The sequence below is a fragment of the Streptomyces sp. NPDC048600 genome (assembly GCF_055587025.1).
Genome location: NZ_JBVJGZ010000030.1, coordinates 1 through 21,627, shown reverse-complemented (window position 1 = coordinate 21,627; position 21,627 = coordinate 1). Strand labels below are relative to the sequence as shown.

26 protein-coding genes are annotated in these 21,627 nt (G+C 71.3%); 13 read left to right on the top strand and 13 right to left on the bottom strand.

Translation table 11 applies throughout. From position 1 onward, the window contains the following. Window positions 1-24 precede the first annotated feature (24 nt). From ACZ6SQ_RS31485 to ACZ6SQ_RS31475, 3 genes are all read right to left on the bottom strand, one after another. Complete coding sequence (locus ACZ6SQ_RS31485; protein WP_469568137.1) at window positions 25-1,161, bottom strand: RNA polymerase sigma factor SigF; 1,137 nt, start codon at window positions 1,159-1,161, stop codon at window positions 25-27. A gap of 17 nt (window positions 1,162-1,178) precedes the next feature. After that, complete coding sequence (locus tag ACZ6SQ_RS31480; RefSeq protein ID WP_006136266.1) at window positions 1,179-1,592, bottom strand: ATP-binding protein; 414 nt, start codon at window positions 1,590-1,592, stop codon at window positions 1,179-1,181. Window positions 1,593-1,863: 271 nt separating this feature from the next. Beyond that, on the bottom strand, window positions 1,864-2,124 hold the full coding sequence (locus ACZ6SQ_RS31475; RefSeq protein WP_386378828.1) for a UBP-type zinc finger domain-containing protein: 261 nt from the start codon (window positions 2,122-2,124) through the stop codon (window positions 1,864-1,866). 58 nt (window positions 2,125-2,182) lie between these two features. Here ACZ6SQ_RS31475 and ACZ6SQ_RS31470 point away from each other — a divergent pair, with 58 nt between their 5' ends. Further along, window positions 2,183-3,781, top strand: coding sequence for a Na+/H+ antiporter (locus ACZ6SQ_RS31470; RefSeq protein WP_469568135.1), 1,599 nt, complete (start codon window positions 2,183-2,185; stop codon window positions 3,779-3,781). A 46-nt stretch (window positions 3,782-3,827) separates the two neighbouring features. On the opposite strand, the gene ACZ6SQ_RS31465 is transcribed toward ACZ6SQ_RS31470, so the two are convergent. Together ACZ6SQ_RS31465 and ACZ6SQ_RS31460 are read right to left on the bottom strand one after the other, a co-directional pair. Then, entirely contained in the window at window positions 3,828-4,754 is a 927-nt protein-coding gene (locus tag ACZ6SQ_RS31465; RefSeq protein ID WP_469568133.1) for a 1-aminocyclopropane-1-carboxylate deaminase/D-cysteine desulfhydrase, read from the bottom strand. Window positions 4,755-4,841: 87 nt separating this feature from the next. Continuing rightward, window positions 4,842-5,432 (bottom strand): N-acetylmuramoyl-L-alanine amidase, encoded by a 591-nt coding sequence (locus tag ACZ6SQ_RS31460; RefSeq protein WP_386378824.1) that lies wholly within the window; start codon window positions 5,430-5,432, stop codon window positions 4,842-4,844. A gap of 317 nt (window positions 5,433-5,749) precedes the next feature. Between ACZ6SQ_RS31460 and ACZ6SQ_RS31455 the strand changes: the two genes are divergently transcribed. The 9 genes from ACZ6SQ_RS31455 to ACZ6SQ_RS31415 all read left to right on the top strand — a co-directional run bounded on the left by ACZ6SQ_RS31455 (window position 5,750) and on the right by ACZ6SQ_RS31415 (window position 12,645). Then, complete coding sequence (locus ACZ6SQ_RS31455; RefSeq protein WP_469568131.1) at window positions 5,750-7,156, top strand: family 2B encapsulin nanocompartment shell protein; 1,407 nt, start codon at window positions 5,750-5,752, stop codon at window positions 7,154-7,156. A 64-nt stretch (window positions 7,157-7,220) separates the two neighbouring features. Continuing rightward, window positions 7,221-8,384 (top strand): family 2 encapsulin nanocompartment cargo protein polyprenyl transferase, encoded by a 1,164-nt coding sequence (locus tag ACZ6SQ_RS31450; RefSeq protein WP_469568129.1) that lies wholly within the window; start codon window positions 7,221-7,223, stop codon window positions 8,382-8,384. Between the two features lie 351 nt (window positions 8,385-8,735). Further along, on the top strand, window positions 8,736-9,338 hold the full coding sequence (locus ACZ6SQ_RS31445; protein ID WP_469568126.1) for a GNAT family N-acetyltransferase: 603 nt from the start codon (window positions 8,736-8,738) through the stop codon (window positions 9,336-9,338). Between the two features lie 170 nt (window positions 9,339-9,508). After that, on the top strand, window positions 9,509-10,093 hold the full coding sequence (locus ACZ6SQ_RS31440; protein WP_469568125.1) for a dihydrofolate reductase family protein: 585 nt from the start codon (window positions 9,509-9,511) through the stop codon (window positions 10,091-10,093). A 26-nt stretch (window positions 10,094-10,119) separates the two neighbouring features. Next, window positions 10,120-10,338, top strand: coding sequence for a hypothetical protein (locus ACZ6SQ_RS31435; RefSeq protein ID WP_469568123.1), 219 nt, complete (start codon window positions 10,120-10,122; stop codon window positions 10,336-10,338). 102 nt (window positions 10,339-10,440) lie between these two features. Beyond that, complete coding sequence (locus tag ACZ6SQ_RS31430) at window positions 10,441-10,857, top strand: YciI family protein (protein ID WP_469568121.1); 417 nt, start codon at window positions 10,441-10,443, stop codon at window positions 10,855-10,857. Window positions 10,858-10,864: 7 nt separating this feature from the next. Continuing rightward, window positions 10,865-12,091 carry an RNA polymerase sigma factor gene (locus ACZ6SQ_RS31425; RefSeq protein ID WP_469568119.1) on the top strand — a complete coding sequence of 409 codons (1,227 nt, stop codon included), beginning with the start codon at window positions 10,865-10,867 and terminating at the stop codon, window positions 12,089-12,091. A 9-nt stretch (window positions 12,092-12,100) separates the two neighbouring features. Next, window positions 12,101-12,433, top strand: coding sequence for a DUF952 domain-containing protein (locus tag ACZ6SQ_RS31420; protein ID WP_469568117.1), 333 nt, complete (start codon window positions 12,101-12,103; stop codon window positions 12,431-12,433). After that, window positions 12,430-12,645: a hypothetical protein gene (locus ACZ6SQ_RS31415; protein ID WP_469568115.1), complete on the top strand. Its 216-nt coding sequence runs from the start codon at window positions 12,430-12,432 to the stop codon at window positions 12,643-12,645. The genes ACZ6SQ_RS31420 and ACZ6SQ_RS31415 overlap by 4 nt, the downstream gene beginning before the upstream one ends. Here the strand turns inward: ACZ6SQ_RS31415 and ACZ6SQ_RS31410 are convergent. The 4 genes from ACZ6SQ_RS31410 to sodN all read right to left on the bottom strand — a co-directional run bounded on the left by ACZ6SQ_RS31410 (window position 12,642) and on the right by sodN (window position 14,796). Next, on the bottom strand, window positions 12,642-13,379 hold the full coding sequence (locus tag ACZ6SQ_RS31410; protein ID WP_469568113.1) for a VOC family protein: 738 nt from the start codon (window positions 13,377-13,379) through the stop codon (window positions 12,642-12,644). The two genes, ACZ6SQ_RS31415 and ACZ6SQ_RS31410, sit on opposite strands and share 4 nt — an antisense overlap. A gap of 43 nt (window positions 13,380-13,422) precedes the next feature. Then, a complete protein-coding gene (locus ACZ6SQ_RS31405; protein ID WP_469568111.1) occupies window positions 13,423-13,839 on the bottom strand; it encodes a VOC family protein in 417 nt (138 codons plus the stop codon). Window positions 13,840-13,866: 27 nt separating this feature from the next. Further along, window positions 13,867-14,259, bottom strand: a complete 393-nt coding sequence (locus ACZ6SQ_RS31400; RefSeq protein ID WP_469568109.1) for a helix-turn-helix transcriptional regulator — start codon at window positions 14,257-14,259, stop codon at window positions 13,867-13,869. Between the two features lie 141 nt (window positions 14,260-14,400). Further along, window positions 14,401-14,796, bottom strand: a complete 396-nt coding sequence (gene sodN, locus ACZ6SQ_RS31395) for a superoxide dismutase, Ni (protein ID WP_386378809.1) — start codon at window positions 14,794-14,796, stop codon at window positions 14,401-14,403. A 146-nt stretch (window positions 14,797-14,942) separates the two neighbouring features. On the opposite strand from sodN, the gene sodX reads away from it, so the two are divergent. Continuing rightward, window positions 14,943-15,374, top strand: coding sequence for a nickel-type superoxide dismutase maturation protease (gene sodX / locus ACZ6SQ_RS31390; RefSeq protein ID WP_469568107.1), 432 nt, complete (start codon window positions 14,943-14,945; stop codon window positions 15,372-15,374). Here sodX and ACZ6SQ_RS31385 read toward each other — a convergent pair. Further along, a complete protein-coding gene (locus ACZ6SQ_RS31385) occupies window positions 15,278-15,907 on the bottom strand; it encodes a CGNR zinc finger domain-containing protein (protein WP_386378806.1) in 630 nt (209 codons plus the stop codon). The two genes, sodX and ACZ6SQ_RS31385, sit on opposite strands and share 97 nt — an antisense overlap. 101 nt (window positions 15,908-16,008) lie before the next feature. Here ACZ6SQ_RS31385 and ACZ6SQ_RS31380 point away from each other — a divergent pair, with 101 nt between their 5' ends. After that, window positions 16,009-16,779 carry a class I SAM-dependent methyltransferase gene (locus ACZ6SQ_RS31380; RefSeq protein ID WP_469568103.1) on the top strand — a complete coding sequence of 257 codons (771 nt, stop codon included), beginning with the start codon at window positions 16,009-16,011 and terminating at the stop codon, window positions 16,777-16,779. A 90-nt stretch (window positions 16,780-16,869) separates the two neighbouring features. On the opposite strand, the gene ACZ6SQ_RS31375 is transcribed toward ACZ6SQ_RS31380, so the two are convergent. From ACZ6SQ_RS31375 to ACZ6SQ_RS31365, 3 genes are read right to left on the bottom strand one after another with little or no spacing between them, the layout of a single operon-like run. Further along, the gene (locus ACZ6SQ_RS31375) at window positions 16,870-17,676 is read right to left on the bottom strand and encodes an amino acid ABC transporter ATP-binding protein (protein ID WP_469568101.1); all 807 of its coding nucleotides are present in this window, start codon (window positions 17,674-17,676) and stop codon (window positions 16,870-16,872) included. Then, on the bottom strand, window positions 17,673-18,611 hold the full coding sequence (locus ACZ6SQ_RS31370; RefSeq protein ID WP_389338698.1) for an amino acid ABC transporter permease: 939 nt from the start codon (window positions 18,609-18,611) through the stop codon (window positions 17,673-17,675). Before ACZ6SQ_RS31370 ends, ACZ6SQ_RS31375 begins: the two co-directional genes overlap by 4 nt. A 38-nt stretch (window positions 18,612-18,649) precedes the next feature. Then, entirely contained in the window at window positions 18,650-19,618 is a 969-nt protein-coding gene (locus ACZ6SQ_RS31365; protein ID WP_469568097.1) for an ABC transporter substrate-binding protein, read from the bottom strand. Between the two features lie 551 nt (window positions 19,619-20,169). On the opposite strand from ACZ6SQ_RS31365, the gene ACZ6SQ_RS31360 reads away from it, so the two are divergent. Continuing rightward, on the top strand, window positions 20,170-21,405 hold the full coding sequence (locus ACZ6SQ_RS31360) for an NAD(P)-dependent malic enzyme (RefSeq protein ID WP_469568096.1): 1,236 nt from the start codon (window positions 20,170-20,172) through the stop codon (window positions 21,403-21,405). Window positions 21,406-21,627 lie beyond the last annotated feature (222 nt).

The window sequence follows — 21,627 nt, the reverse complement described above, 5'->3', positions numbered from 1 at the left end:
GCCACGGGGGCCGCGCCGCGGCCCCTACTCCTCCACCAGCAGCTTCTCGCGCAGCTGAGCCAGCGTGCGGGCCAGCAGACGCGAGACGTGCATCTGCGAGATGCCGACCTCCTGCGCGATCTGCGACTGGGTCATGTTGCCGAAGAAGCGCAGCAGCAGGATCCGCTTCTCGCGCGGCGGCAGATCCTCCAGCAGCGGCTTGAGCGACTCGCGGTACTCGACGCCCTCCAGCGCCTCGTCCTCCGCGCCGAGCGTGTCGGCGACCGCCGGGGACTCGTCGTCGGTGTCGGGGACGTCCAGCGACAGCGTGGAGTACGCGTTCGCGGACTCCAGCCCCTCCAGGACCTCCTCCTCCGAGATCGCCAGCTTCTCGGCCAGCTCGTGCACCGTCGGGGAGCGGCCGTGCTGCTGGGACAGCTCGGCCGTGGCCGTGGTCAGCGCCAGCCGCAGCTCCTGGAGCCTGCGCGGCACACGGACCGCCCAGCCCTTGTCGCGGAAGTGCCGCTTGATCTCGCCGACCACCGTCGGGGTGGCGTACGTCGAGAACTCCACGCCCCGGTCCGGGTCGAAGCGGTCGACCGACTTGATCAGGCCGATGGTGGCGACCTGGGTGAGGTCGTCGAGGGGCTCACCGCGGTTGCGGAAGCGGCGCGCGAGGTGCTCGACGAGCGGCAGATGCATGCGCACCAGCTGATTGCGCAGCTCCGCGTACTCGGGGCTGCCGTCCTTCAGCTCGCGCAGCTCCAGGAACAGCGCGCGCGCCCCGCTGCGGTCCTGCGGGTCGTGGTGCGTGCCCTGGCCGCCCACCGCGCCGTCCTCGGAATTTCGCTCGTGCTCGCTCATCGTCCCGCCCGTCGCCCTTCGCCGAGCCCTCGCCTCCCGGGCCGGGCGGACACCGTCGTGCCCTGCCCCGGGCGCACCCTGGCCTGCCCCCGCGTCCTGGCCGTCCTGCCGCCCGTCACCGGGGCCGCCGGTGGCCGGGGGGAGGTCCTCCGGATGCGGCCGGGCCTGCTCGGGGATGACGTCGATGCCCTCAGCCGTACGCCGCGAGCCGTCCGGACCGGCCTGGGCCAGGCCCTCGGCCCCGGTCGGGCAGGGGGTGGCGGTGGCGGCCCCGTCCTCGGCCCGCAGCTCCCGTGTGCCGCGCTCTTCGTCCCGCACCGGCCCGTCCCCGTCCTTCACGCCGGCCCGGGTCCCGCGCCGCGCTGTTTGTAGAGGCTGATCGAAACGGTTCTGTCCTCGTCGACCGCGGAGGAGACCTTGCCCGCGAGGGCCGACAAGACGGTCCAGGCGAAGGTGTCGCGCGACGGGGCGTGGCCGTCCGTGGTCGGGGCGGAGACCGTGACCTCCAGCGAGTCGTCGACGAGACGGAACACGCAACTGAGCACGGAGCCCGGCACGGCCTGCTGGAGCAGGATCGCGCAGGCCTCGTCCACCGCGATGCGCAGGTCCTCGATCTCGTCCAGGGTGAAGTCCAAACGGGCCGCGAGGCCGGCCGTGGCCGTCCGCAGCACCGACAGGTAGGCACCCGCGGCCGGCAGCCGGACTTCCACGAAGTCCTGGGTAGCGGGCTCGCCTGCGATCTGGGACACCCTCACCTCCAAGGTGGTACAAGCTGTTCGGAGCCGAGGGTCGCCCCCCGGGGTAACGCGAAGTGTGGTACAGCCGTGACGCTATCGCGCTCTCGGCCGTGCTGTCCCCGGGACCCCAACCCCCTGGCGTCACTCACAGTAAACCTGCGGATACGCTCCGTGTCTAGAGGTTCTGCGGGCCCAAATGGGAAGAGCGCGCGCCGGGTTGACGTACCCAGCGGTCAGAGAGTCGAACCGTCCTGGTCCAGGGTCACACAACAGCCGTTCCTGGTCACACGAGTACGTGATCCACGAAGCACCACCGCCAGTCCTCGCCCGGCTCGAACGTGCGCATCACGGGATGCCCGGACTCCTTGTGGTGCCCGGACGCGTGCCGGCCCTGGGACGAGTCGCAGCAGCCGACATGGCCGCAGGTGAGACACAGCCGCAACTGCACCGGGTGGGTTCCGGCCACCAGGCACTCCGGACAGGTGTCCGTCACGGGGCCCGGCTCCGGGTGCGGCAGCGCGTCGGCATGCGTGCACTGTTTCATGATTGCCAGGTTACGACGGGCCCGCGCCCGACCGCGCGGAAAAACGAGGGCGGGAACCATGGACGTGATGCCACTGCTGTTGCTGGTGGCGGGGAGCGCGGCGGTGGCCGGCGCCGGGCGTCGCAGCCCCGTGCCCGCGCCGCTGCTGCTGGTGGCGGCCGGACTGGCCCTGTCCTACGTGCCCGGCGTCCCCGACTACCACCTGGAACCGGAGATCGTCCTGCCGCTGGTGCTGCCGCCGCTGCTCTACACCGCGGCCGTCGACAGCTCCTACCTCGACCTGCGGGCGCAGGTACGGCCCGTGGCGCTGCTGTCGGTGGGCTACGTGCTCTTCGCGACCTTCGTGGTCGGCTGGGCGGCGTACCTGCTCATCCCCGGTCTGCCGCTGACCGCGGCCCTGGTGCTGGGCGCGGTCGTCGCGCCGCCGGACGCCGTGGCCGCCACCGCCGTCGCCCGCCGGGTCGGACTGCCCTCGCGGATCACCACCATCCTCCAGGGCGAGTCCCTGGTGAACGACGCCACCGCGATCACCGCCTACCGCGTGGCCCTCGCCGCCGCCGTCGGCGAGGGCGCGAGCTGGGCCGGCGGCATCGTGGAGTTCCTGGTCGCCGCGATCGGCGGCGTCGGGATCGGTCTCGTCCTCATGGCGCCACTGCACTGGCTGCGCACTCATCTGCACGAGGCGCTGCTCCAGAACACCCTGTCCCTGCTCATCCCGTTCGTCGCCTACGCCGTCGCCGAGCAGTTCGAGGCCTCCGGAGTCCTCGCCGTGGTGGTCGTCGCGCTCTACCTCGGACACCGCGCCTGGGAGGTCGACTTCGCCACCCGCCTCCAGGAGGAGGCCGTGTGGAAGATGGTCGCCTTCGTCCTGGAGTCCTCGGTGTTCGCCCTCATCGGACTCCAGCTGCCGGTGGTCGTGCGCGAGCTCGGCGAGTACGAGGGCATCGACGCCGCCTGGTACGCGGTGGCGGTCTTCCTCGTCGTGGTCGTGGCCCGGTTCGTGTGGGTGTACCCGGCCACGTTCCTGCCGCGGATACTGTCGGCGCGCATCCGGGAACGGGAGGACAACCCCACCTGGAAGGGCGCGTTCGTCATCTCCTGGGCCGGCATGCGCGGGGTCGTGTCGCTGGCCATCGCCTTCTCCATCCCGGTGACCCTGCACGACAGCGACGAGCCGTTCCCCGGCCGTGCCCTGATCCTCTTCCTCACCTTCACGACCGTCATCGGCACCCTCGTCCTCCAGGGCCTCACCCTGCCCCCGCTGATCCGCCTGCTGAAGCTGCCCGGCCGCGACCGGCAGGCCGAGACGCTCGCCGAGGCCAACGCCCAGGCACAGGCCTCCCGGGCCGCCGAGCAGCGCCTGGACGAACTGCTCTCCGACGAGCGCAACGCCCTGCCGGGTCCGCTGGCCGAACGGCTGCGCACGGTCCTGGAGCGCCGCCGCAACTCCGTCTGGGAACGCCTCGGCCAGGCCAACCCGGTCACCGGCGAGAGCATCGACGACACCTACCGGCGGCTGTCCCGCGAGATGATCGGCGCCGAGCGCGAGGTCTTCGTCAGACTGCGCGACCTGCGCTACATCGACGACGAGATGCTCCGCACGCTGCTGCGCCGTCTGGACCTGGAGGAGGCGGCGGCGTACCGGGAGACCACCTGAGCGCCACGGGCCTTCCGGGGCCGCGCGTTCCGTGGAACCCGTGCCCTCAGGCGAACGGGCGGCCCGTGATCACCGCGGCGAGGGCCGTCCCGCGCGGGAAGGCGCCCTCCTCGGCGAGGGTCAGCAGCCCGTGCAGCAACTTGGCGACATACAGACGTTCCACGGCCATCCCGTGGCGGTCCTCGAAGTCCTCGGCGAAGGCGTCCAGCTCCGGCGTCGTCCGGGCGTAACCGCCGAAGTGGAACCGGTCGGCGAGCGACCAGTCGCCGCGCGGCCCGCCGAAGGCCCGCTCCTGGAGCGTGCGTACGGCGTCCCCGAGGAAGCCGCCCTTGAGCACCGGCACCCCGAGGGCCCGCTGGCCGGGGGCCAGTCCCGCGGCCAGGCCCGCCAGGGTGCCGCCCGTGCCGCAGGCGACGGCGACCACGTCGGCTCGGCCGCGCAGTTCCTCCCCGAGGGCCGTGCAGCCGCGCACCGCGGCCGCGTTGCTGCCGCCCTCCGGCACCACGTACGCCTCCTCGGCACCCGCCGCGCGCAGCAGTGCGGCGAGTGTCGCGGGCTCGTCCTTGCGGCGATAGGCCGTCCTGTCGGCGAAGTGCAGCCGCATGCCGTCGGCCGCGCACCGGGCCAGCGAAGGGTTCAGCGGACGGCCGGCCAGTTCGTCGCCGCGCACGACACCGACCGTGTCCAGCCCGAGCAGCCGGCCCGCCGCGGCGGTGGCCCGCAGATGGTTGGAGTACGCCCCGCCGAACGTGACCACCGGGCGGCCCGCCGCCGCGTCGAGATTGGGCGCGAGCTTGCGCCACTTGTTGCCGATCAGCTCCGGGTGGATCAGGTCGTCCCGCTTGAGCAGCAGCCGCACACCGTGCGCCGCGAAGCGCTCGTCGGCCACCTCGCTCAGTGGCGAGGGCAGCCGGGGGCGCAGCGCGGCGGAGGCGCCGGAGCCGGTCACCGCCCCGTTGTCGAACCTGGTCACCGCCCCATTGTCGAACAAGGGACGGAGGGGTGGAGGTCTGGGGCGTGGCTGACGGATTCCCGCCCGATGTGCGGCGTCCGGCATGTCCTAGCCGAGGCGCTCGCGGATGCGCTGCCGCATCCGGTCCATTGTGAAGCCGCGGGGGTCGATCTTGCCGGGCTGCCACTCCAGATGCCCGATCACCGACCGCTCGGTCCAGCCGTGGTGCCGGCAGACCGCGGCGGCGGCCCGCTCCACCGCCAGCAGCTGGGCCTCGGGCCAGGGGTCCTCGCCGTCGCCGAGGTTCTCGCACTCGAAGCCGTAGAAGTGCCGGTTGCCGTCCGTGTTGGCCTCGTTGTCGGGTGGCAGCGCCCGCTCGGCGATCACCGCGCGCAGGACGTCGTCGTCCCCGGCTCCGGCGTGGTTGGCGCGGCCGTACCCGACCAGGTGAATCCGGCCGTCCTTGGTGATGACGCCGTGGCACAGCGGGCCGGGCAGGCCCGGGTAGCCGTCCCGGCACAGTTCGACGGTCTGTTCGGCGCCGCGGGTCACCGTGTGGTGGATCATCACGCCGTGGACCGGCCCCCAGGGGCCCTTGTGGTTGCGGTTGTGGTGCCTCCAGTCGCCGACCTCGACGACCCGGAGCCCTTCGTCGCGCAGCGCGTCCAGCAGTCTGTCCGCGGACATGGGTGGGGCCATGGCCGCTCCTTTCACGCCGTTGCCGTGATGCGGCCGTGCGCGGCCGCCGTCCACTCCGGCGTATTGCCGTCCACGCGGCGCCCGAACCGGGGGACGGTCCGGCGAGCGCAAGGATTCGGACAGTTGGGCTCCGCTTGAGCGGGGCGCGCGCGGGCACCGGGGGGCGCGGGCGACCGCCAAGTCTGCCCAGAAGCGGGGCGGTTGATTCCCCCCCTTTCGTGTAATAGCACGGACACACTGAGTGATGGAAGGCTTCTCGCGGAGATCGGTGCCCCGCGCGCAACGCCGCCGGGGTATTACCTGAAGGGCAGTTCTTTATGTCGGTAGGCGAAGAGGTCCGCACGGAGCAGGACAAGCCGCAGCAGAGTCTCGGCACCGCGGCCGCGCGGAACCTGGCCACCACCACCAAGTCCGTCCCGCAGATGCAGGAGATCAGCTCCCGCTGGCTGCTGCGCAGCCTGCCGTGGGTGGACGTCCAGGGCGGCACGTACCGGGTCAACCGGCGGCTCACCTACGCCGTCGGGGACGGACGGGTCACCTTTGTGAAGACCGGCGACCGGGTCGAGGTCATCCCCGCCGAGCTGGGCGAGCTGCCGGCCCTGCGCACCTACGAGGACCTGGAGGTGCTCGGGGAGCTGGCCTCGCGGTGCCGTCAGCGGGAGTTCGCGGCCGGTGAGGTGATCGCCTCCTTCGGCAGCCCCACGGACGAGGTCTACCTGCTCGCGCACGGCCGCGCCGAGAAGATCGGCGAGGGCCCCTACGGCGACGACGCGGTGCTCGGTGTCCTCGCCGACGGCTCCTACTTCGGCGAGGCCGCCGTGCTGCACGGCGACGCCATCTGGGAGCACACCGTCCGCGCGGTCACTTCGTGCACCGTGCTGATCCTGGCCCGCCAGGACGTCGAGCAGGTCGCCGAGCGCGCCGAGACCCTGCGTGAGCACCTCCAGGAGCAGCAGGCGATCCCGGAGCAGTCGACCAACAAGTACGGCGAGAAGGCGGTCGACCTCGCCGCAGGACACTCCGGCGAGCCGGACATCCCGCATACCTTCGTCGACTACGAGGCCCGGCCGCGCGAGTACGAGCTGAGCATCGCCCAGACCGTGCTGCGCATCCACTCGCGCGTGGCCGACCTGTACAACCAGCCGATGAACCAGACCGAGCAGCAGCTGCGGCTCACGGTCGAGGCGCTCAAGGAGCGCCAGGAGCACGAGCTGGTCAACAACCCCCAGTTCGGTCTGCTGACCAACTGCGAGTACGACCAGCGGATCCAGCCGCACGACGGCGTGCCCGGCCCGGACGACATGGACGAGCTGCTCAGCAGGCGGCGCGGGACCAAGCTGTTCCTCGCCCACCCGCGCGCGATCGCCGCGTTCGGCCGTGAGCTCAACAAGCGCGGTCTGGTCCCGGAGACCGTCGACATGGGCGGCAACCGCATCCCGACCTGGCGCGGTGTGCCGATCTACCCGTGCAACAAGATCCCGGTCACCGAGGCCCGCACCACCTCGATCATCGCCATGCGTACCGGCGAGCAGGACCAGGGCGTGATCGGACTGCGCCAGGCCGGCATCCCGGACGAGATCGAGCCGAGCCTGTCCGTGCGGTTCATGGGCATCAACGAACAGGCGATCATCAAGTACCTCGTGACGGCCTACTACTCGGCCGCCGTGCTCGTCCCGGACGCCCTCGGCGTGCTGGAGAACGTCGAGATCGGCCGCTGGCGGTGACCCCACCCGTGCCGTGCGCCCGCCCCTCGGGGCGGGCCCACCCCGGGCCCGGCAGGGGGCGCGCGTGGCCGAGTTCATGACGGAGCCGAGGCAGCGGCTCGGCGGACCACGGCGCGGCGGGGAGCAGCGAGGCCCTGCCACGAGCCTGACGCAGGGCCACGCGGGCGTTCCGCTGTACGCGCCCGGCCCCCCGGCGCCCGCGCCCGACACCCAGGAGGCCGTGGCGATCCTGGAGCGCGCGCGGGAGGCCGTCGACCCGGCCCTGCGGGCCGCGCTGGACTCGCTGCCCAGGGGCATGCGCCGGGTCGCGCTCCACCACTTCGGCTGGGAGCGCGCCGACGGCAGCCCGGCCGCCGGGAACTCCGGCAAGGCGATCCGCCCCGCGCTGGTCCTCACCGCGGCCACCGCGCTCGGCGGGCCCGCGGCACGGGCGGCCGCCGTGCGGGCGGCGGCGGCCGTGGAACTGGTCCACAACTTCACGCTCCTGCACGACGACGTGATGGACCGCGACACCACGCGTCGGCACCGGCCCACCGCGTGGACCGTGTTCGGCGACGCCGACGCGATCCTCGCCGGTGACGCCATGCAGGCCCTCGCCCTGCGGCTGCTCGCGGAGGACCCGCACCCGGCGTCCGGGCCCGCCACGGCCCGGCTCGCGGCCTGTGTCGTCGAACTGTGCGAGGGCCAGCAGGTCGACACCGCCATGGAGCGGTGCGCGCCCGCCGACGTCGGCCTGGCCGAGGTGCTCGCCATGGCCGAGGCCAAGACGGGAGCCCTGCTGGGCTGCGCGTGCGCGGTCGGCGCGCTGTACGCGGGCGCCGCGCGGGAGGAGGTCGAGGCGCTCGACGCGTTCGGCCGTCAGGCCGGGCTCGCCTTCCAGCTCATCGACGACGTGATCGGCATCTGGGGCGATCCCGGGCACACCGGCAAGCCGGCCGGGGCGGATCTCGCCGCGCGCAAGAAGTCGCTGCCCGTCGTCGCCGCGCTGACCTCCGGCACGGCCGCCGCGGCGGAACTGGCCGCGCTGTACGAAGTCCCCTACGACCAGGGGGACCTGGAGCGCACGGCCCTCGCCGTGGAGCGGGCGGGGGGCCGCGACTGGGCCCAGGCGCAGGCCGCCGACCGGATGTCCCTGGCGCTGTCCGAACTGGCCCGCGCGATTCCCGACCCGGAGGCGGCCGAAGGGCTGCTCGCCCTGGCCGAGTTCGTCACCCGCCGCACGAGCTGAGGGCGGCCGCCGGGCGCGTCTCGTACGCCCGTACGAGCCGAGTGAGGCCCGGGGAGCGCCTCGTACACCCGGATGGGCCGAGTGAGGCCCGGGGGCGTCTCGTACGCCCGCACGAGCGAGCAGCCGGGCCCCAGTGCTGGGCCCGCACCGAGCCGGGGCTTCAACCGGCCATGTTCCGGACGTCCGTCGGCGGACGCGACCCGGGCGCCCGCCGGCGTTTCCGCAGTTCGTCGCGTCCGCCGACCGGCGGTGTCCTGCCCGGCCGAGCCGGTCCGGTCCCGCCGGTCACCGCCTGATCACCCCGATAGGCTCAACCTCCTTACGATCAAGCTCGGTTGAGAGGTGCGGGTCATGGGCGTGGCGATACGGACGGCGACGGGGAACGACCGGGACGCGGTGGTGCGGCTGCTGGACGCGGCGTTCCAGGACGACCCGGTCAGCGGCTGGGTGTTCCCGGGCGAGGAGTACCGCCGCGAGACGCACCACCGGCTGATGGCCGCCTTCACCGACCTCGTGCTGGCCGACGGGCGCATCGACGTCACGGAGGACGGCTCGGCCTGCGCGCTGTGGCTGTCCGTGCCCGCCGGGGCCCACGACGAGGAGGAGGACGGCGAGGGCGGCTTCGCGCGGCTGCGGCAGGACGTCGACCCGGCCAACGAGCGGGTCGAGCTCATCGGGCGGCTCACCGCCGGCATCCACCCCTCCGACCGCCCCCACGAATACCTCTGGATGATCGGCGTCGACCCCGCCCACCAGGGCCGGGGCCTCGGCGGCGCGCTCATCGGGCACGTCCTGGACCGCTGCGACAGCGAGGGGCGGCACGCGTATCTGGAGGCCAGCAGCGCCCGTAGCCGCGCCCTGTACGAGCGGCTCGGCTTCGAGGGCGCGGGCAGCCCGCTGCGGCTGCCGGACGGGCCGCTGATGTGGCCGATGTGGCGCGAGCCCAAGGTCTGACCCGAGGCCCCCGCCCCCGGCCCACCGGGTCCGACCGCGTGCCGGGCCCGGCACCTCCAACCGGAATCACCTCACCCACTTCCCCTGGGATCGCTAAACCCCTTGAACCACTTCAAGTGAAGTACTACAACTGCAGGAGTCAGCACGACGGACGACGGAAAGAGACCGGTTTGCGCAAGCTCACGTACCTCGTCGCCTGCTCCATCGACGGGTTCATCGGGGACCCGTCCGGGGACGCGACGGCGATGTTCACCTACCTCGACGAGGAGTTCCTCGGCTACCTCGCGGCAGAGCGCCCCGACACCCTGCCCGCCCCCGCCCGCAAGGCCTTCGGCATCGAGGACCGGCCGCTGGAGCGGTTCGACACGGTCATCCAGGGCCGCGGCAGCTACGAGGAGGGTCTGAAGGAAGGCGTCACCAGCCCCTACGCCCATCTGCGCGAGTACGTCGCCTCGCACAGCCTGACGGAGTCGCCCGACCCCCATGTCGAGATCATCTCAGGAGACCTCGTCGCCAAGGTGCGTGAACTGAAGGCCGAGGACGGCCGGTTCGACATCTACCTGTGCGGTGGAGCAACGGTCGCCGGTGAACTGTTCGACGAGATCGACGAACTGATCGTCAAGACGTACCCGATGACCTACGGCACCGGCATGCCGATGTTCGCCACGGGGGTCTCCCTCGCGCAGTTCACCCTCGACTCGGTGCGCACCTTCGGCAACGGCATCCTGGTGCGGACGTACAGCAGGAAGCGCTGACGCCCCGCCCGGCCTACCCTGAAGGCATGGACAGCGCAGAGCACGTCTGTCCCGACTGTGGACAGCCCGTCGAAACGGTCGTCCGGCGGTACAAGACGCTGGGCGCCTGGGTGCCGAGGTGGGAGGCCGGCCCGTGCCGGAACCCGGAGTGCCCGTCCTTCCCCGCCGAGGACGCCGACCGGATCCGTCCGCACGAGCGGCAGGCGCAGCCCGAGCCGCCGGACGCCGCCGCGGAGCAGGCGTGAGTCCGGGAAGAACTCCGGACCGCTCTGTCGAGAATCCCGGTCCGGCTCCGACGTACCCGTGAAAGCCGCCCGCCCAGGGCGGCCCGGCCGAAGGAGCGGACGATGAAGTACCTGGTGATGGTGCTCGGCACGCAGGCGGACTACCAGGCGATGACGGGCGACGGGAACGAGCACTCGCCGGCCTGGACCGAGGCCGACATCAAGGCCATGGTCGAGTACATGGGAGCGATCAACGACGACCTCGCCGAGTCCGGTGAACTGGTCGACGCGCAGGGCCTCACCGAACCCGCCCGCGCCCGGCACGTCACGCCGGGCGAGGACGGCAAGGCGGTCATCACCGACGGGCCGTACGGCGAGACCAAGGAACTGCTGGCCGGCTACTGGGTGCTGGACTGCGAGAGCCTGGAGCGGGTCACCGAGATCGCCGACCGCGTCACACGCTGCCCCCAGCCCGTCGGCGCCCCCGTGTACCCGGTGGTGATCCGGCCCATCCAGGACGGCGCCGGAGACCTCTGCTGACCCGCCCATGCGCCTTCCGTACGACATCGAGGACCTGCTGCGCGCCGACGCGCCGCAGGTCCTCGGCGCGCTGGTCCGCCGCTACGGCCACTTCGACGCCGCCGAGGACGCCGTCCAGGAGGCGCTGCTCGCGGCGGCCCGGCAGTGGCCGGAGCACGGCGTGCCCGACAACCCGCGCGGCTGGCTGATCAGGGTCGCCTCCCGGCGGCTCACCGACACCCTGCGCAGCGAGGAGGCCCGGCGGGAACGGGAGCGGCGGGTCGCCGAGCTCACTCCGCGCGACGAACTGCCCGCCGAGGACGCCGTCGGCCCGGAGGACCGTGCGCCGAGGGAGGACGACACCCTCAGCCTGCTCTTCCTGTGCTGCCACCCCGATCTGCCGTCCCCGGCCCGGATCGCGCTCACCCTGCGCGCGGTCGGCGGCCTGACCACGGCCGAGATCGCCCGCGCCTACCTCGTCCCCGAGGCGACCATGGCACAGAGGGTCAGCCGGGCCAAGAAGAAGGTGCACGGGGTGCGCTTCGGCCGCCCCGACCACTGGGAGGGCAGGCTTCCGGCCGTTCTGCACACCCTCTACCTGATCTTCAACGAGGGCTACACCGCCACCTCCGGCAGCAGCCTCCAGCGCCGCGACCTCGCCGGCGAGGCGATCCGGCTGGCCCGCGCCCTGCACCGGCTGCTGCCCGAGGACGGCGAGGCGGCCGGGCTGCTGGCGCTGATGCTGCTCACCGACGCCCGCCGGGAGGCCCGCAGTGGGCCCTACGGAGAGCTGATCCCGCTCGACGAGCAGGACCGCGACCGCTGGGACCGGGCCGCGATCGAGGAGGGTGTCGCCCTGGTCACCCGCGCCCTCACCAGCGGCCCCGCCGGTCCCTACGCGCTGCGCGCGGCCATCGCGGCCGTGCACGACGAGGCCCCGGGTGCCGAGGCCACCGACTGGCGCGAGATCCTCGGCCTCTACGACGTCCTGGTCGGCCTCGTCCCCGGCCCCGTCGAACGCCTCAACCGGGCGGTGGCCGTCGCCATGGTCCACGGACCGCGCGCGGGCCTCACCGAACTGGACGCCCTGGAAGGCGAGTTGGGACACCGCCCGGACGCCGTGCGCGCGCACCTCCTGGAACGCGCGGGCGAGCGCGCCGCCGCCCGGGACGCCTACACCAGCGCGGCCGGGAAGACCCTGAGCCTGCCCGAACAGCGCTATCTGCGGCAGCGGGCAGCGAGGCTGAGCGAGTAGCTTGGGGCCATGTCCGAACAGCCGTTCATCCTGCACCTCACCGAGCGTTCCCTGTGGGACGCGGCCCGCGAGCGCGGCGCCTACGAGATGTCCACCCGCGGCCGCACCCTCCAGGAGGAGGGCTTCGTGCACTGCTCCAGCCGCGAGCAGCTCCCGAAGGTCGGCGCCTTCCTCTACGGCTCCTACGACGGCCCCGACGAGCTGGTCGTGCTGGTGATCGACCCGGCCCGGCTCGGGGTGCCGCTGAAGTACGAGGCACCGGAGCCCGGCGGCGAGGAGTTCCCGCACGTGTACGGGCCGGTCCCGGTGGCCGCCGTGGTGGCGGTGGAGCCGTGGTCGTGAACCGCCGCCGGTTATGGCGCTGGACCGTGATCGCCTGGGCGGTCGCCGTGGTGGCCGGCGGAGGGCTCACCCTGGCGCTCCAGGACTCGGCGCAGCCCCCGGACACCCGCTGGGAGGAGAGCGACGAGCCGGCCCCGCTCCTGCGACTGGAACAACGTGAGTACCCCGACTGCCCGACGGACGGCGCATGCGCCTACATCGGCGGACCCTAGGTTCGCGGCAGGCCGCCGGTCTCCGGGTCCCGGCCGGTCAGGCAGTACAGGCCGCCGGCCGGGTCGCGCATCACCGTCCAGTGGCGGCCCTCGGCCACGAACACGGCGCCCAGCCGCTCGTGCCGGGCCCGGGTCGCCCCGATGTCCGCGCAGGCGAGGTCGAGATGCGCGGAGGCGGGCCGCTCGGCGTCCAGACGCTGCAGCAGCAGCCGCAGCGGCAGTCCGTACGGCGGCCTCAGCACATGGAACTCGGGAAGCGATCCCGGCGCGGACTCCCAGTCGTCCAACAGCGAGGTCCAGAAGGCGACTTCGGTGTCGAAGGCCGAGGGCGGCACGTCCAGGCAGAGCTGGTCCAGGCGGCTGCCGTCCACCACGGGCGGCCGGACCGACTCCCCGGTCCAGGGCACCGCGCAGAACAAGTGCCCGGCGGGGGAGCGCAGTACGGCCCAGCCCTCGTGCCCGGCGGCCACCGCGGCGCCGAGCCGTACGGCCCGCGCGACGAAGTCCTCGACATCCGTCACGGCGAGGTCCGGGTGCGCGCCGGCCTCCTCGGAGGCGACCCCCTGCACCTTCGCGCAGGGGTCCGCGCCGTCGGGCAGCAGCGTCGTGAACTCCTTCGACTCACCACGGAATTCGGACAGCCGCGTGTCCGTCACGGCCGTCCAGAAGTCACACGCCCGCTCGAAGCGGTCGGCGGGCCGGTCGGCGAAGGCGTAGGTCCAGCGGATGCTCATGCGCGCGATCGTAGGCGCGAACTCGCCCGGCCGCGGCGGAGTTTCACCCGGCGGGCCGCTGCATGAACCGCAGCATGTTCCCGGCCGGGTCGCGGAAGGCGCAGTCCCGGACGCCGTACGGCATGTCCATGGGCTCCTGGATCACGTCCGCGCCCGCCTCGCGCACCCGCTCGAACAGGGCGTCGCATTCGGTGGTGGTGAAATTGACGCCCCGCAGCAGGCCCTTGGCCAGCAGGATGGCCATCGCCTCCTTGTCGGCGGCGGAGGCGTCCGGGTCCGCCGCGGGCGGCTCCAGCACGATCTCCACGTCCGGCTGGGCCGGCGAGCTCATCGTCAGCCAGCGCATGCCCTCGTACTCGACGTCGTTCCTGACCTCCAGACCGAGGACGTCCCGGTAGAAGATCAGCGCCTTGTCGTGGTCGTCGACGGCGATGAAACACTGCCTGATTCTGAGGTCCATGCCCTCAAACTAGGCCGGGTGCCGCGCTCACGCACGGCGCGGGCGGGCGTACTTGCGTGCGAAACAGGGCGCGATCACCGCGCTGTCCTCGTGCGAACGCGCCCGGTAGGCGCTCGGCGTCTCGCCCACGAGCTGGGTGAAGCGGGCGCTGAACGAGCCCAGCGAGGTGCAGCCCACCGCCATGCACACCTCGGTCACGGTCAGATCGCCGCGCCGCAGCAGCGCCTTGGCCCGCTCCACGCGCCGGGTCATCAGATAGCCGTAGGGCGTCTCGCCGTACGCCTCGCGGAAGCTGCGCTGGAAGTGACCGGGCGACATCAGCGCGGTCGTCGCGAGCGCCGTGATGTCCAGCGGCTCGGCGTACTCGCGGTCCATGCGGTCCCGCGCCTTGCGCAGCCGGACCAGGTCGTCCCTGTTCACGCCTTCAGGATGGCACGGACCCGGCGGGCCCCGGGAACGTACGCGAAAGGGCCCGGCCGGTTGTGCCGGCCGGGCCCTTCCCACACTGCTGACGACCCGCGGTGACGCACCGACCGCCGGTCGAGGAGGGGGTGACCCTCGTCAGGCCTTCTTGGTCTCCCAGAAGATGTCCGAGATCTGGGCGATCAGGTCCAGAGCCTTCTGACCCGTGGCCGGGTCGGTGGACGCCTTGGCGGCCGAGAGGGCCTTCAGGGCGTCGTTGACCAGCTGGTGCAGCTCCGGGTACTTCTCGAAGTGCGGAGGCTTGAAGTAGTCGCTCCAGAGCACCGAGACATGGTGCTTGGCGAGCTCGGCGCGCTGCTCCTTGATGACCGTGGCACGCGCCTGGAAGTGAGGGTCGTCGTTGGCGGCCATCTTGTCCTGCACGGCCTTGACCGACTCCGCCTCGATGCGGGCCTGGGCCGGGTCGTACACACCGCAGGGCAGGTCGCAGTGCGCGCTGACCTTGACCGTGGGGGCAAACAGGCGGGAAAGCATGGAGCAATCCTTCCTCGTGATCGTCTTCTCAGGTGGGACATTACTCCCTGGGAGACCGGTTTTCTCGAGTGCCCCCTAGGGCTTAGGACAAAAGTCCGGGGTCGGACCGAGACTGGTGGAGGAAGAAACCGGGGAGGTGCCGGGTGATGCCGGAGCTGTCGCACGAGACCGAGCCCAGGGGAGCGCTGCCCCTGGGGCTTGCCGAGGTGACCGGGCCGTCGATGGTGCCCACGCTGTACCACGGCGACCGGCTCGTGGTGCACTACGGCGCCCGGATCAGGCCCGGCCATGTGATCGTCCTGCGCCATCCGTTCCAGCAGGACCTGCTGGTGGTCAAGCGGGCCGTCCAGCGCCGCGAGGGCGGCTGGTGGGTGCGCGGCGACAACGCCCGCGCGGGCGGGGACAGCACCGACTACGGCGTCGTCCCCGAGGACCTGGTGCTCGGCCGGGTCCGCTTCCGGTACCGGCCGCGCGACCCCGCTCAGCGCGGGGTGCTGCCCGTGCTGGGCTGGGCGCTGTCCGCGGCGCGGCCCGTACTGTCGGTGCGGCCGGCCTCCTGGCGCTTGCGGGCGCGGTAGGCGGCCACGTTGGCACGGGTGGCGCAGCGGTCGGAGCAATAGCGCCGGGAGCGGTTGGTGGAGGTGTCCAGGTAGGCGTTGCGGCACGGGGCCGCCTCGCACAGGCCCAGCCGGTCGACGCCGTACTCGGTGAGATGGAAGGCCAGTCCCATCGCGGCGATGGCGGCGTAGCCCGCGGTCGCGTTCGAGGGGTGATCGGCCAGATGCAGATGCCACTGCGGGCGGCCGTCGTCGTCACGCAGGTCGTGGCCGGAGATCTGGGGGCTGACCGGGAACTCCAGCAGCAGCGAGTTCAGCAGGTCCACCGCGAGGGTCTCGTCGCCCTGGTCGGCGGCCTCGAACACCGCGCGCAGCCGGGCCCGGACCGAACGGAACCGGGTCACGTCCGCCTCGGTGGCGCGCCGGGCCGCGGTCTGGTTGCCGCCGAACAGCTCACGGACGGCCTCGACCGAGGTCAGCGTGTCCGTGCCCCGGGCCGGCTCCTCGCTGTTGACGAGGCGTACGGCGTAGTCCGAGTAATAGGCCAGTTCCACTTGTAGTCCTTACGAGGGCGTTCTATCGTCGTGGCGTGCGGTCTGGTAACAGCTGATCGTGCTTCCAGGGTATTACGTGTAGGAGTGGACGGAGGGCACCCATGACGGACACGGGCACCACCGGGGCGGGCACCGACTGGCAGGCCTGGCAGCAGAGCTGGGACCGGCAGCAGGAGTGGTACATGCCCGACCGCGAGGAGCGCTTCCGCATCATGCTCGACATGGTCGAGGCGCTCGTCGGTTCCACCCCGCGCGTCCTCGACCTCGCCTGCGGCACCGGCAGCATCACCGCCCGCCTCCTCGCCCGCTTCCCCGGCGCCACCAGTACCGGCGTCGACCTCGACCCGGCGCTGCTGGCCATCGCCGAGGGCACCTTCGCCGGTGACGACCGGGTCACCTTCGTCACCGCCGACCTCAAGGACTCCGACTGGATGTCGGCACTGCCCCACGACTCCTACGACGCGATCCTGACGGCCACCGCCCTGCACTGGCTGCACCGCGAGCCCCTGGCGGCCCTCTACGGCCGGCTCGCGGACCTCGTCCGCGACGGCGGTGTCCTCATGAACGCGGACCACATGATCGACGACACGACCCCCCGGATCAACGCGGCCGAGCGCGTCCTGCGCCACGGCCGCATGGATCAGGCCAGGACCGGCGGCGCCCTCGACTGGGCCGAGTGGTGGCAGCTCGCCGCGAACGACCCGTCCCTCGCCGGCCCCACCGCCCGCCGCTTCGAGATCTACGGCGACCACGCAGACGGCGACACCCCGCCGGCCGCGTGGCACGCCAGCGTGCTGCGCGAGAAGGGCTTCGCAGAGGTCCGCCCGGTGTGGTGCTCACCTTCGGACATGCTGCTGCTCGCGCTGAAGTAGGACGCCGGCCAGGCCACCACGTCACTGAACTCGTCCGGACAGCACGAGGGGCGGCACGGAATCCCGTGCCGCCCCTCGTGCTTGTCGGGGTCAGAGAACCTTGGACAGGAACGCCTGGGTGCGTTCGTGCTGGGGGTTCGTCAGAACCTCGCGGGGGTCGCCCGACTCGACGACCACGCCGCCGTCCATGAAGACCAGGCTGTCGCCCACCTCGCGGGCGAAGCCCATCTCGTGGGTGACGACGACCATCGTCATGCCGGACTCGGCCAGGTCGCGCATGACGTCGAGGACGTCACCGACCAGCTCCGGGTCCAGGGCCGAGGTCGGCTCGTCGAACAGCATCAGCTTCGGCTCCATGGCGAGCGCGCGGGCGATCGCCACGCGCTGCTGCTGGCCGCCGGAGAGCTGCGAGGGGTAGTTCCCTGCCTTGTCGGCCAGCCCGACGCGCTCCAGCAGCTGCCGGGCGTGCTCCCTGGACTCGGCCTTGCTCTTGCGCTTGACCTGGACCGGAGCCTCCATGACGTTCTCCAGCGCCGTCATGTGCGGGAACAGGTTGAACCGCTGGAACACCATGCCGATGTCCCGGCGCTTCAGCGCGACCTCGCTGTCCTTCAGCTCGTAGAGCTTGTCGCCCTTCTGGCGGTACCCGACCAGGTCGCCGTCGACGTAGAGCCGGCCGGCGTTGATCTGCTCCAAGTGGTTGATGCACCGCAGGAAAGTGGACTTGCCGGAGCCGGAGGGGCCGATGAGGCAGAAGACCTCACCCTGCCTGACCTCCAGGTCGATGCCCTTGAGGACCTCGATCGGACCGAAGGACTTGTGGACCCCCTCGGCCTTGACCATGGGCACGGTGGAGTCCCGCACGACTGCGTCCGTCACGCTCAGCTTGTCGGTCATGCCGTGACCCCCTTTCGGCTGGAGAAGGACGTCAGATGCGCACGGACCTTCTGCCACGGGGTGGGCGGCAGCTGGCGGCTCGACCCGCGTGCGTAGTGCCGCTCGACGTAGTACTGGCCGACGCTCAGGATCGAGGTCATGATCAGGTACCAGGCCGCGGCGAGGAAGTACATCTCCACCGTGGAGCCCGCGTTCTGACCGATGTCCTGCGCCTCCTTGAAGAGGTCGGCGAACTGCACCGCCGAGACGAGCGAGGTCGTCTTCAGCATGTTGATGACCTCGTTGCCCGTCGGCGGCACGATCACACGCATCGCCTGCGGGATGACGATCCTGCGGAGCGTCTTGGTGTGGCTCATGCCGAGGGCGTGCGAGGCCTCGGTCTGCCCCTCGTCGACCGAGAGCAGACCGGCACGGCAGATCTCCGCCATGTACGCGGCCTCGTTCAGGCCCAGGCCCAGCAACGCCGTCAGCAGCGGCGTCATGAAGGAGGACCAGTAGTCCTTGTAGATCGGGCCCAGGTTGATGTACTCGAAGACCAGGCCCAGGTTGAACCAGACGAAGAGCTGGACCAGGACCGGGGTGCCGCGGAAGAACCAGATGTAGAACCACGCGATCGACGAGGTCACGGGGTTCTTCGACAGGCGCATCACCGCGAGCAGGATGCCGCCTGCGATACCGATCACCATGGAGAGCACGGTGAGCAGCAGGGTGTTCCAGACGCCGTGCATGATGCGGTCGTCGAAGAAGTACTCGGGGATCGCGCCCCAGTTGATGTTGCCTTGCGCGAAGGCGTAGATGACGGAGCCGAGCAGTGCCAGCGCGACGATCGCCGAGACGTACCGCCCCGGGTGCCGGACCGGGATGGCCTTGATGGCCTCCGGCCCGGCGGGGGGCGTCGCGTCGGGACCGTCCGTCTTGTTGACGTCAACAGTCACGGGTGGTGCCTTTCAGAGCCGAGTCGAACGGTACCGGCTCACGAACCGCCGTTGATCTTGGACTCGGTGACGGCGCCGTCGGCGACGCCCCACTTCTCGACGATCGCCTTGTACTCGCCGTTGTCGATGATCGCCTGGACCGCGGCCTGCAGCGCGTCACGCAGCTCGGTGTTGTCCTTGGCGACGGCGATGCCGTACGGGCCGGCCTCGACCTGGTCGCCGACGATCTCGAAGTACTTGCCGCCGCCGGCGTTCTTCACGGAGTACGCGGCGATCGGGAAGTCGGCCGAGACGACGTCCGCACCCTTGGAGCGCATACGGGTCTCCGCCTCGGGGTTGGTGGCGAAGTCCTCGATCTTGAGGGCGGCCTTGCCGTCCTTCTTGCACTTCTCCGCCTGCTCCTTGGCGAGGTCGTGCGAGAAGGTGTTGCGCTGCACGGCCATGGTCTTGCCGCACAGGTCGTCCCAGGTCTTGATGCCCTGGGTGGCGCCCTTGTTGGTGTACAGGGAGACGCCCGCCGTGAAGTAGTCGACGAAGTCGACACCGGCGCCGACCTTCTTGCCGGTGTCGCCGTCGATGCCTTCCTGGCGGTCCTTGGTGTCGGTCATGGCCGACATCGCGATGTCGTAGCGCTTGGACGCCAGACCACCGATGAGCGTGTCGAACGTGGCGTTCTCGAACTGGAAGTCCACGCCGAGCTGCTTGCCCATGGCGGCGGCGATGTCCGGGTCGATGCCGACGACCTTGCCGGAGTCGTCCTTGAACTCGACGGGGGCGTAGGCGATGTCCGAGCCGACCTTGACGACGCCCTTGTCGCGGATCGCCTGGGGCAGCTTGTCCGCCAGCGGGGCCGCGCTGGCGGTGCCGTTGTCGGTGGAGTCGGAGTCGTTGTTCTTGGTCTGGTCACCGCAGCCGGTGAGAAGCAGAGCGCCTGCGACCGCGATCGAGCCGACCGCTGCCAGCCGGGAGCGCGTGGCGGTCGTACGACGGGTGGTGCTTGCGGTCATGGTGGGTTCCTCCGGCGGATGGGTGGAGTTGCCGATGGGTCGACGAGAACACACACCTTCGGGTGTCGCGACCTCGTGTGATTACCGCATCTTGCCATTCGGACTGAGCCATTCAGGGGGACGGCAATGTCAAAATCGGATAACGGGGGAACCTCGAACCGGCCCAGTCCGGTACATCACGGCCGGATCTTCTACGGGAATGCTCCGTTCCGGCCGGAAGATCTTCGGTTCGTCCCCGGGCCCGGATGTGTGGATCCCGGGCCTGTGCGGGTTGAGCGGTTGTCCAGGGTTTGTCCAGGGCTTGTACCGATATTCGCGCATGAGTCACGGCACCGGCATGTGACCTTCGCGTTATGGACTCGTCCTCGATGCCGTCCGTCCGGTAAGAAGGTTCTTTACACCCCTCATCCGGGGCCCAGGGCGCGTGTGCGGCGCGCCCGTCGCGTACATGCCCGATGCATCACTCAAGCAAGCGGCGTACGCGGTGCCCGCCCACCCCTCACCGGGAGTGGTTAAACCCTCAACCTTGAATACTTAAGGGGTAAAGAGAAGTGGCAGCGGAGATCGTCAATCCTCGCAGCGACAGTGACGCCACAACGGGTCTGGAGGGCGAGGGCGAGTCCCTCGAAGCCTTCGATCTCGATCCGGCGTTCGCGCTGCACCGCGGCGGCAAGATGGCAGTGCAAGCCACCGTGCCGGTCCGTAACAAGGACGACCTGTCCCTGGCTTACACGCCCGGCGTCGCGAAGGTGTGCACCGCGATCGCCGAGCAGCCGGAACTCGTCAACGACTACACGTGGAAGTCGTCCGTCGTCGCCGTCGTGACCGACGGCACGGCCGTCCTCGGACTCGGTGACATCGGGCCCGAGGCCTCCCTCCCGGTCATGGAGGGCAAGGCCATCCTCTTCAAGCAGTTCGGTGGTGTGGACGCGGTTCCCATCGCCCTGGCCTGCACCGACGTCGACGAGATCGTCGAGACCGTGGTGCGGCTGGCTCCCTCGTTCGGCGGTGTCAACCTCGAGGACATCTCGGCGCCGCGGTGCTTCGAGATCGAGCGGCGGCTCCAGGAGGCGCTGGACATCCCGATCTTCCACGACGACCAGCACGGCACGGCCGTCGTCACGCTGGCCGCGCTGCGGAACGCCGCGCGGCTGAGCGGGCGGGCGCTGGGTGAGCTGCGCGCCGTCATCTCCGGGGCCGGTGCAGCCGGTGTCGCCATCGCCAAGATGCTCATCGAAGCGGGCATCGGGGACGTTGCGGTCGCCGACCGCAAGGGTGTCGTGTCGGCGGACCGGGCGGACCTCACGGACGTCAAGAAGGAGCTGGCCGGGTTCACGAACAAGGCCGGGCTGTCGGGGTCGCTGGAAGTCGCGCTCGCGGGCGCGGACGTGTTCATCGGTGTCTCCGGCGGTACGGTGCCGGAGGAGGCCGTGGCCTCCATGGCGCCCGGGGCCTTCGTCTTCGCCATGGCGAACCCGAACCCCGAGGTGCATCCCGATGTCGCCCACAAGTACGCGGCGGTCGTCGCCACGGGGCGGTCGGACTTCCCGAACCAGATCAACAACGTGCTGGCCTTCCCGGGGATCTTCGCGGGTGCGCTTCAGGTGCGGGCGACCCGGATCACCGAGGGCATGAAGCTGGCGGCGGCCGAGGCGTTGGCGTCGGTGGTCGGGGACGATCTGTCCGCGGACTATGTGATCCCGTCGCCCTTCGACGAGCGGGTTGCTCCGGCGGTCACGGCCGCGGTTGCGGCTGCGGCTCGGGCGGAGGGTGTGGCGCGTCGCTGACTGACGTCACTGACGTTGCGCTGACACGTTGTTCAGCCGAATGGCCCCGTCTTGTGGACGGGGCCATTTTTTGCCTTCGGGTTCGGCTGGGCGGGTGGTTGCGCCGTGTCTTCGGCTGTCTGCCGGGGGTGACGCCTGCGGTGGGGTTGTGGTGCGGGGGGGGGGGGGGGGGGGGGGGGGGGGGGGGGGGGGGGGGGGGGGGGGGGGGGGGGGGGGGGGGGG

What these genes read in the sequence shown, in the direction of transcription:
- ACZ6SQ_RS31460 (WP_386378824.1), bottom strand. Translation starts at nt 5,432, where the DNA reads ATGGCCCCACCCATGTCCGCGGACAGACTGCTGGACGCGCTGCGCGAC.
- ACZ6SQ_RS31365 (WP_469568097.1), bottom strand. Translation starts at nt 19,618, where the DNA reads ATGACCGCAAGCACCACCCGTCGTACGACCGCCACGCGCTCCCGGCTG.
- ACZ6SQ_RS31375 (WP_469568101.1), bottom strand. Translation starts at nt 17,676, where the DNA reads ATGACCGACAAGCTGAGCGTGACGGACGCAGTCGTGCGGGACTCCACC.
- ACZ6SQ_RS31420 (WP_469568117.1), top strand. Translation starts at nt 12,101, where the DNA reads ATGTCCGAACAGCCGTTCATCCTGCACCTCACCGAGCGTTCCCTGTGG.
- ACZ6SQ_RS31425 (WP_469568119.1), top strand. Translation starts at nt 10,865, where the DNA reads ATGCGCCTTCCGTACGACATCGAGGACCTGCTGCGCGCCGACGCGCCG.
- ACZ6SQ_RS31445 (WP_469568126.1), top strand. Translation starts at nt 8,736, where the DNA reads ATGGGCGTGGCGATACGGACGGCGACGGGGAACGACCGGGACGCGGTG.
- ACZ6SQ_RS31430 (WP_469568121.1), top strand. Translation starts at nt 10,441, where the DNA reads ATGAAGTACCTGGTGATGGTGCTCGGCACGCAGGCGGACTACCAGGCG.
- sodN (WP_386378809.1), bottom strand. Translation starts at nt 14,796, where the DNA reads ATGCTTTCCCGCCTGTTTGCCCCCACGGTCAAGGTCAGCGCGCACTGC.
- ACZ6SQ_RS31470 (WP_469568135.1), top strand. Translation starts at nt 2,183, where the DNA reads ATGGACGTGATGCCACTGCTGTTGCTGGTGGCGGGGAGCGCGGCGGTG.
- ACZ6SQ_RS31455 (WP_469568131.1), top strand. Translation starts at nt 5,750, where the DNA reads ATGTCGGTAGGCGAAGAGGTCCGCACGGAGCAGGACAAGCCGCAGCAG.
- ACZ6SQ_RS31410 (WP_469568113.1), bottom strand. Translation starts at nt 13,379, where the DNA reads ATGAGCATCCGCTGGACCTACGCCTTCGCCGACCGGCCCGCCGACCGC.
- ACZ6SQ_RS31380 (WP_469568103.1), top strand. Translation starts at nt 16,009, where the DNA reads ATGACGGACACGGGCACCACCGGGGCGGGCACCGACTGGCAGGCCTGG.
- ACZ6SQ_RS31435 (WP_469568123.1), top strand. Translation starts at nt 10,120, where the DNA reads ATGGACAGCGCAGAGCACGTCTGTCCCGACTGTGGACAGCCCGTCGAA.
- ACZ6SQ_RS31405 (WP_469568111.1), bottom strand. Translation starts at nt 13,839, where the DNA reads ATGGACCTCAGAATCAGGCAGTGTTTCATCGCCGTCGACGACCACGAC.
- ACZ6SQ_RS31475 (WP_386378828.1), bottom strand. Translation starts at nt 2,124, where the DNA reads ATGAAACAGTGCACGCATGCCGACGCGCTGCCGCACCCGGAGCCGGGC.
- sodX (WP_469568107.1), top strand. Translation starts at nt 14,943, where the DNA reads ATGCCGGAGCTGTCGCACGAGACCGAGCCCAGGGGAGCGCTGCCCCTG.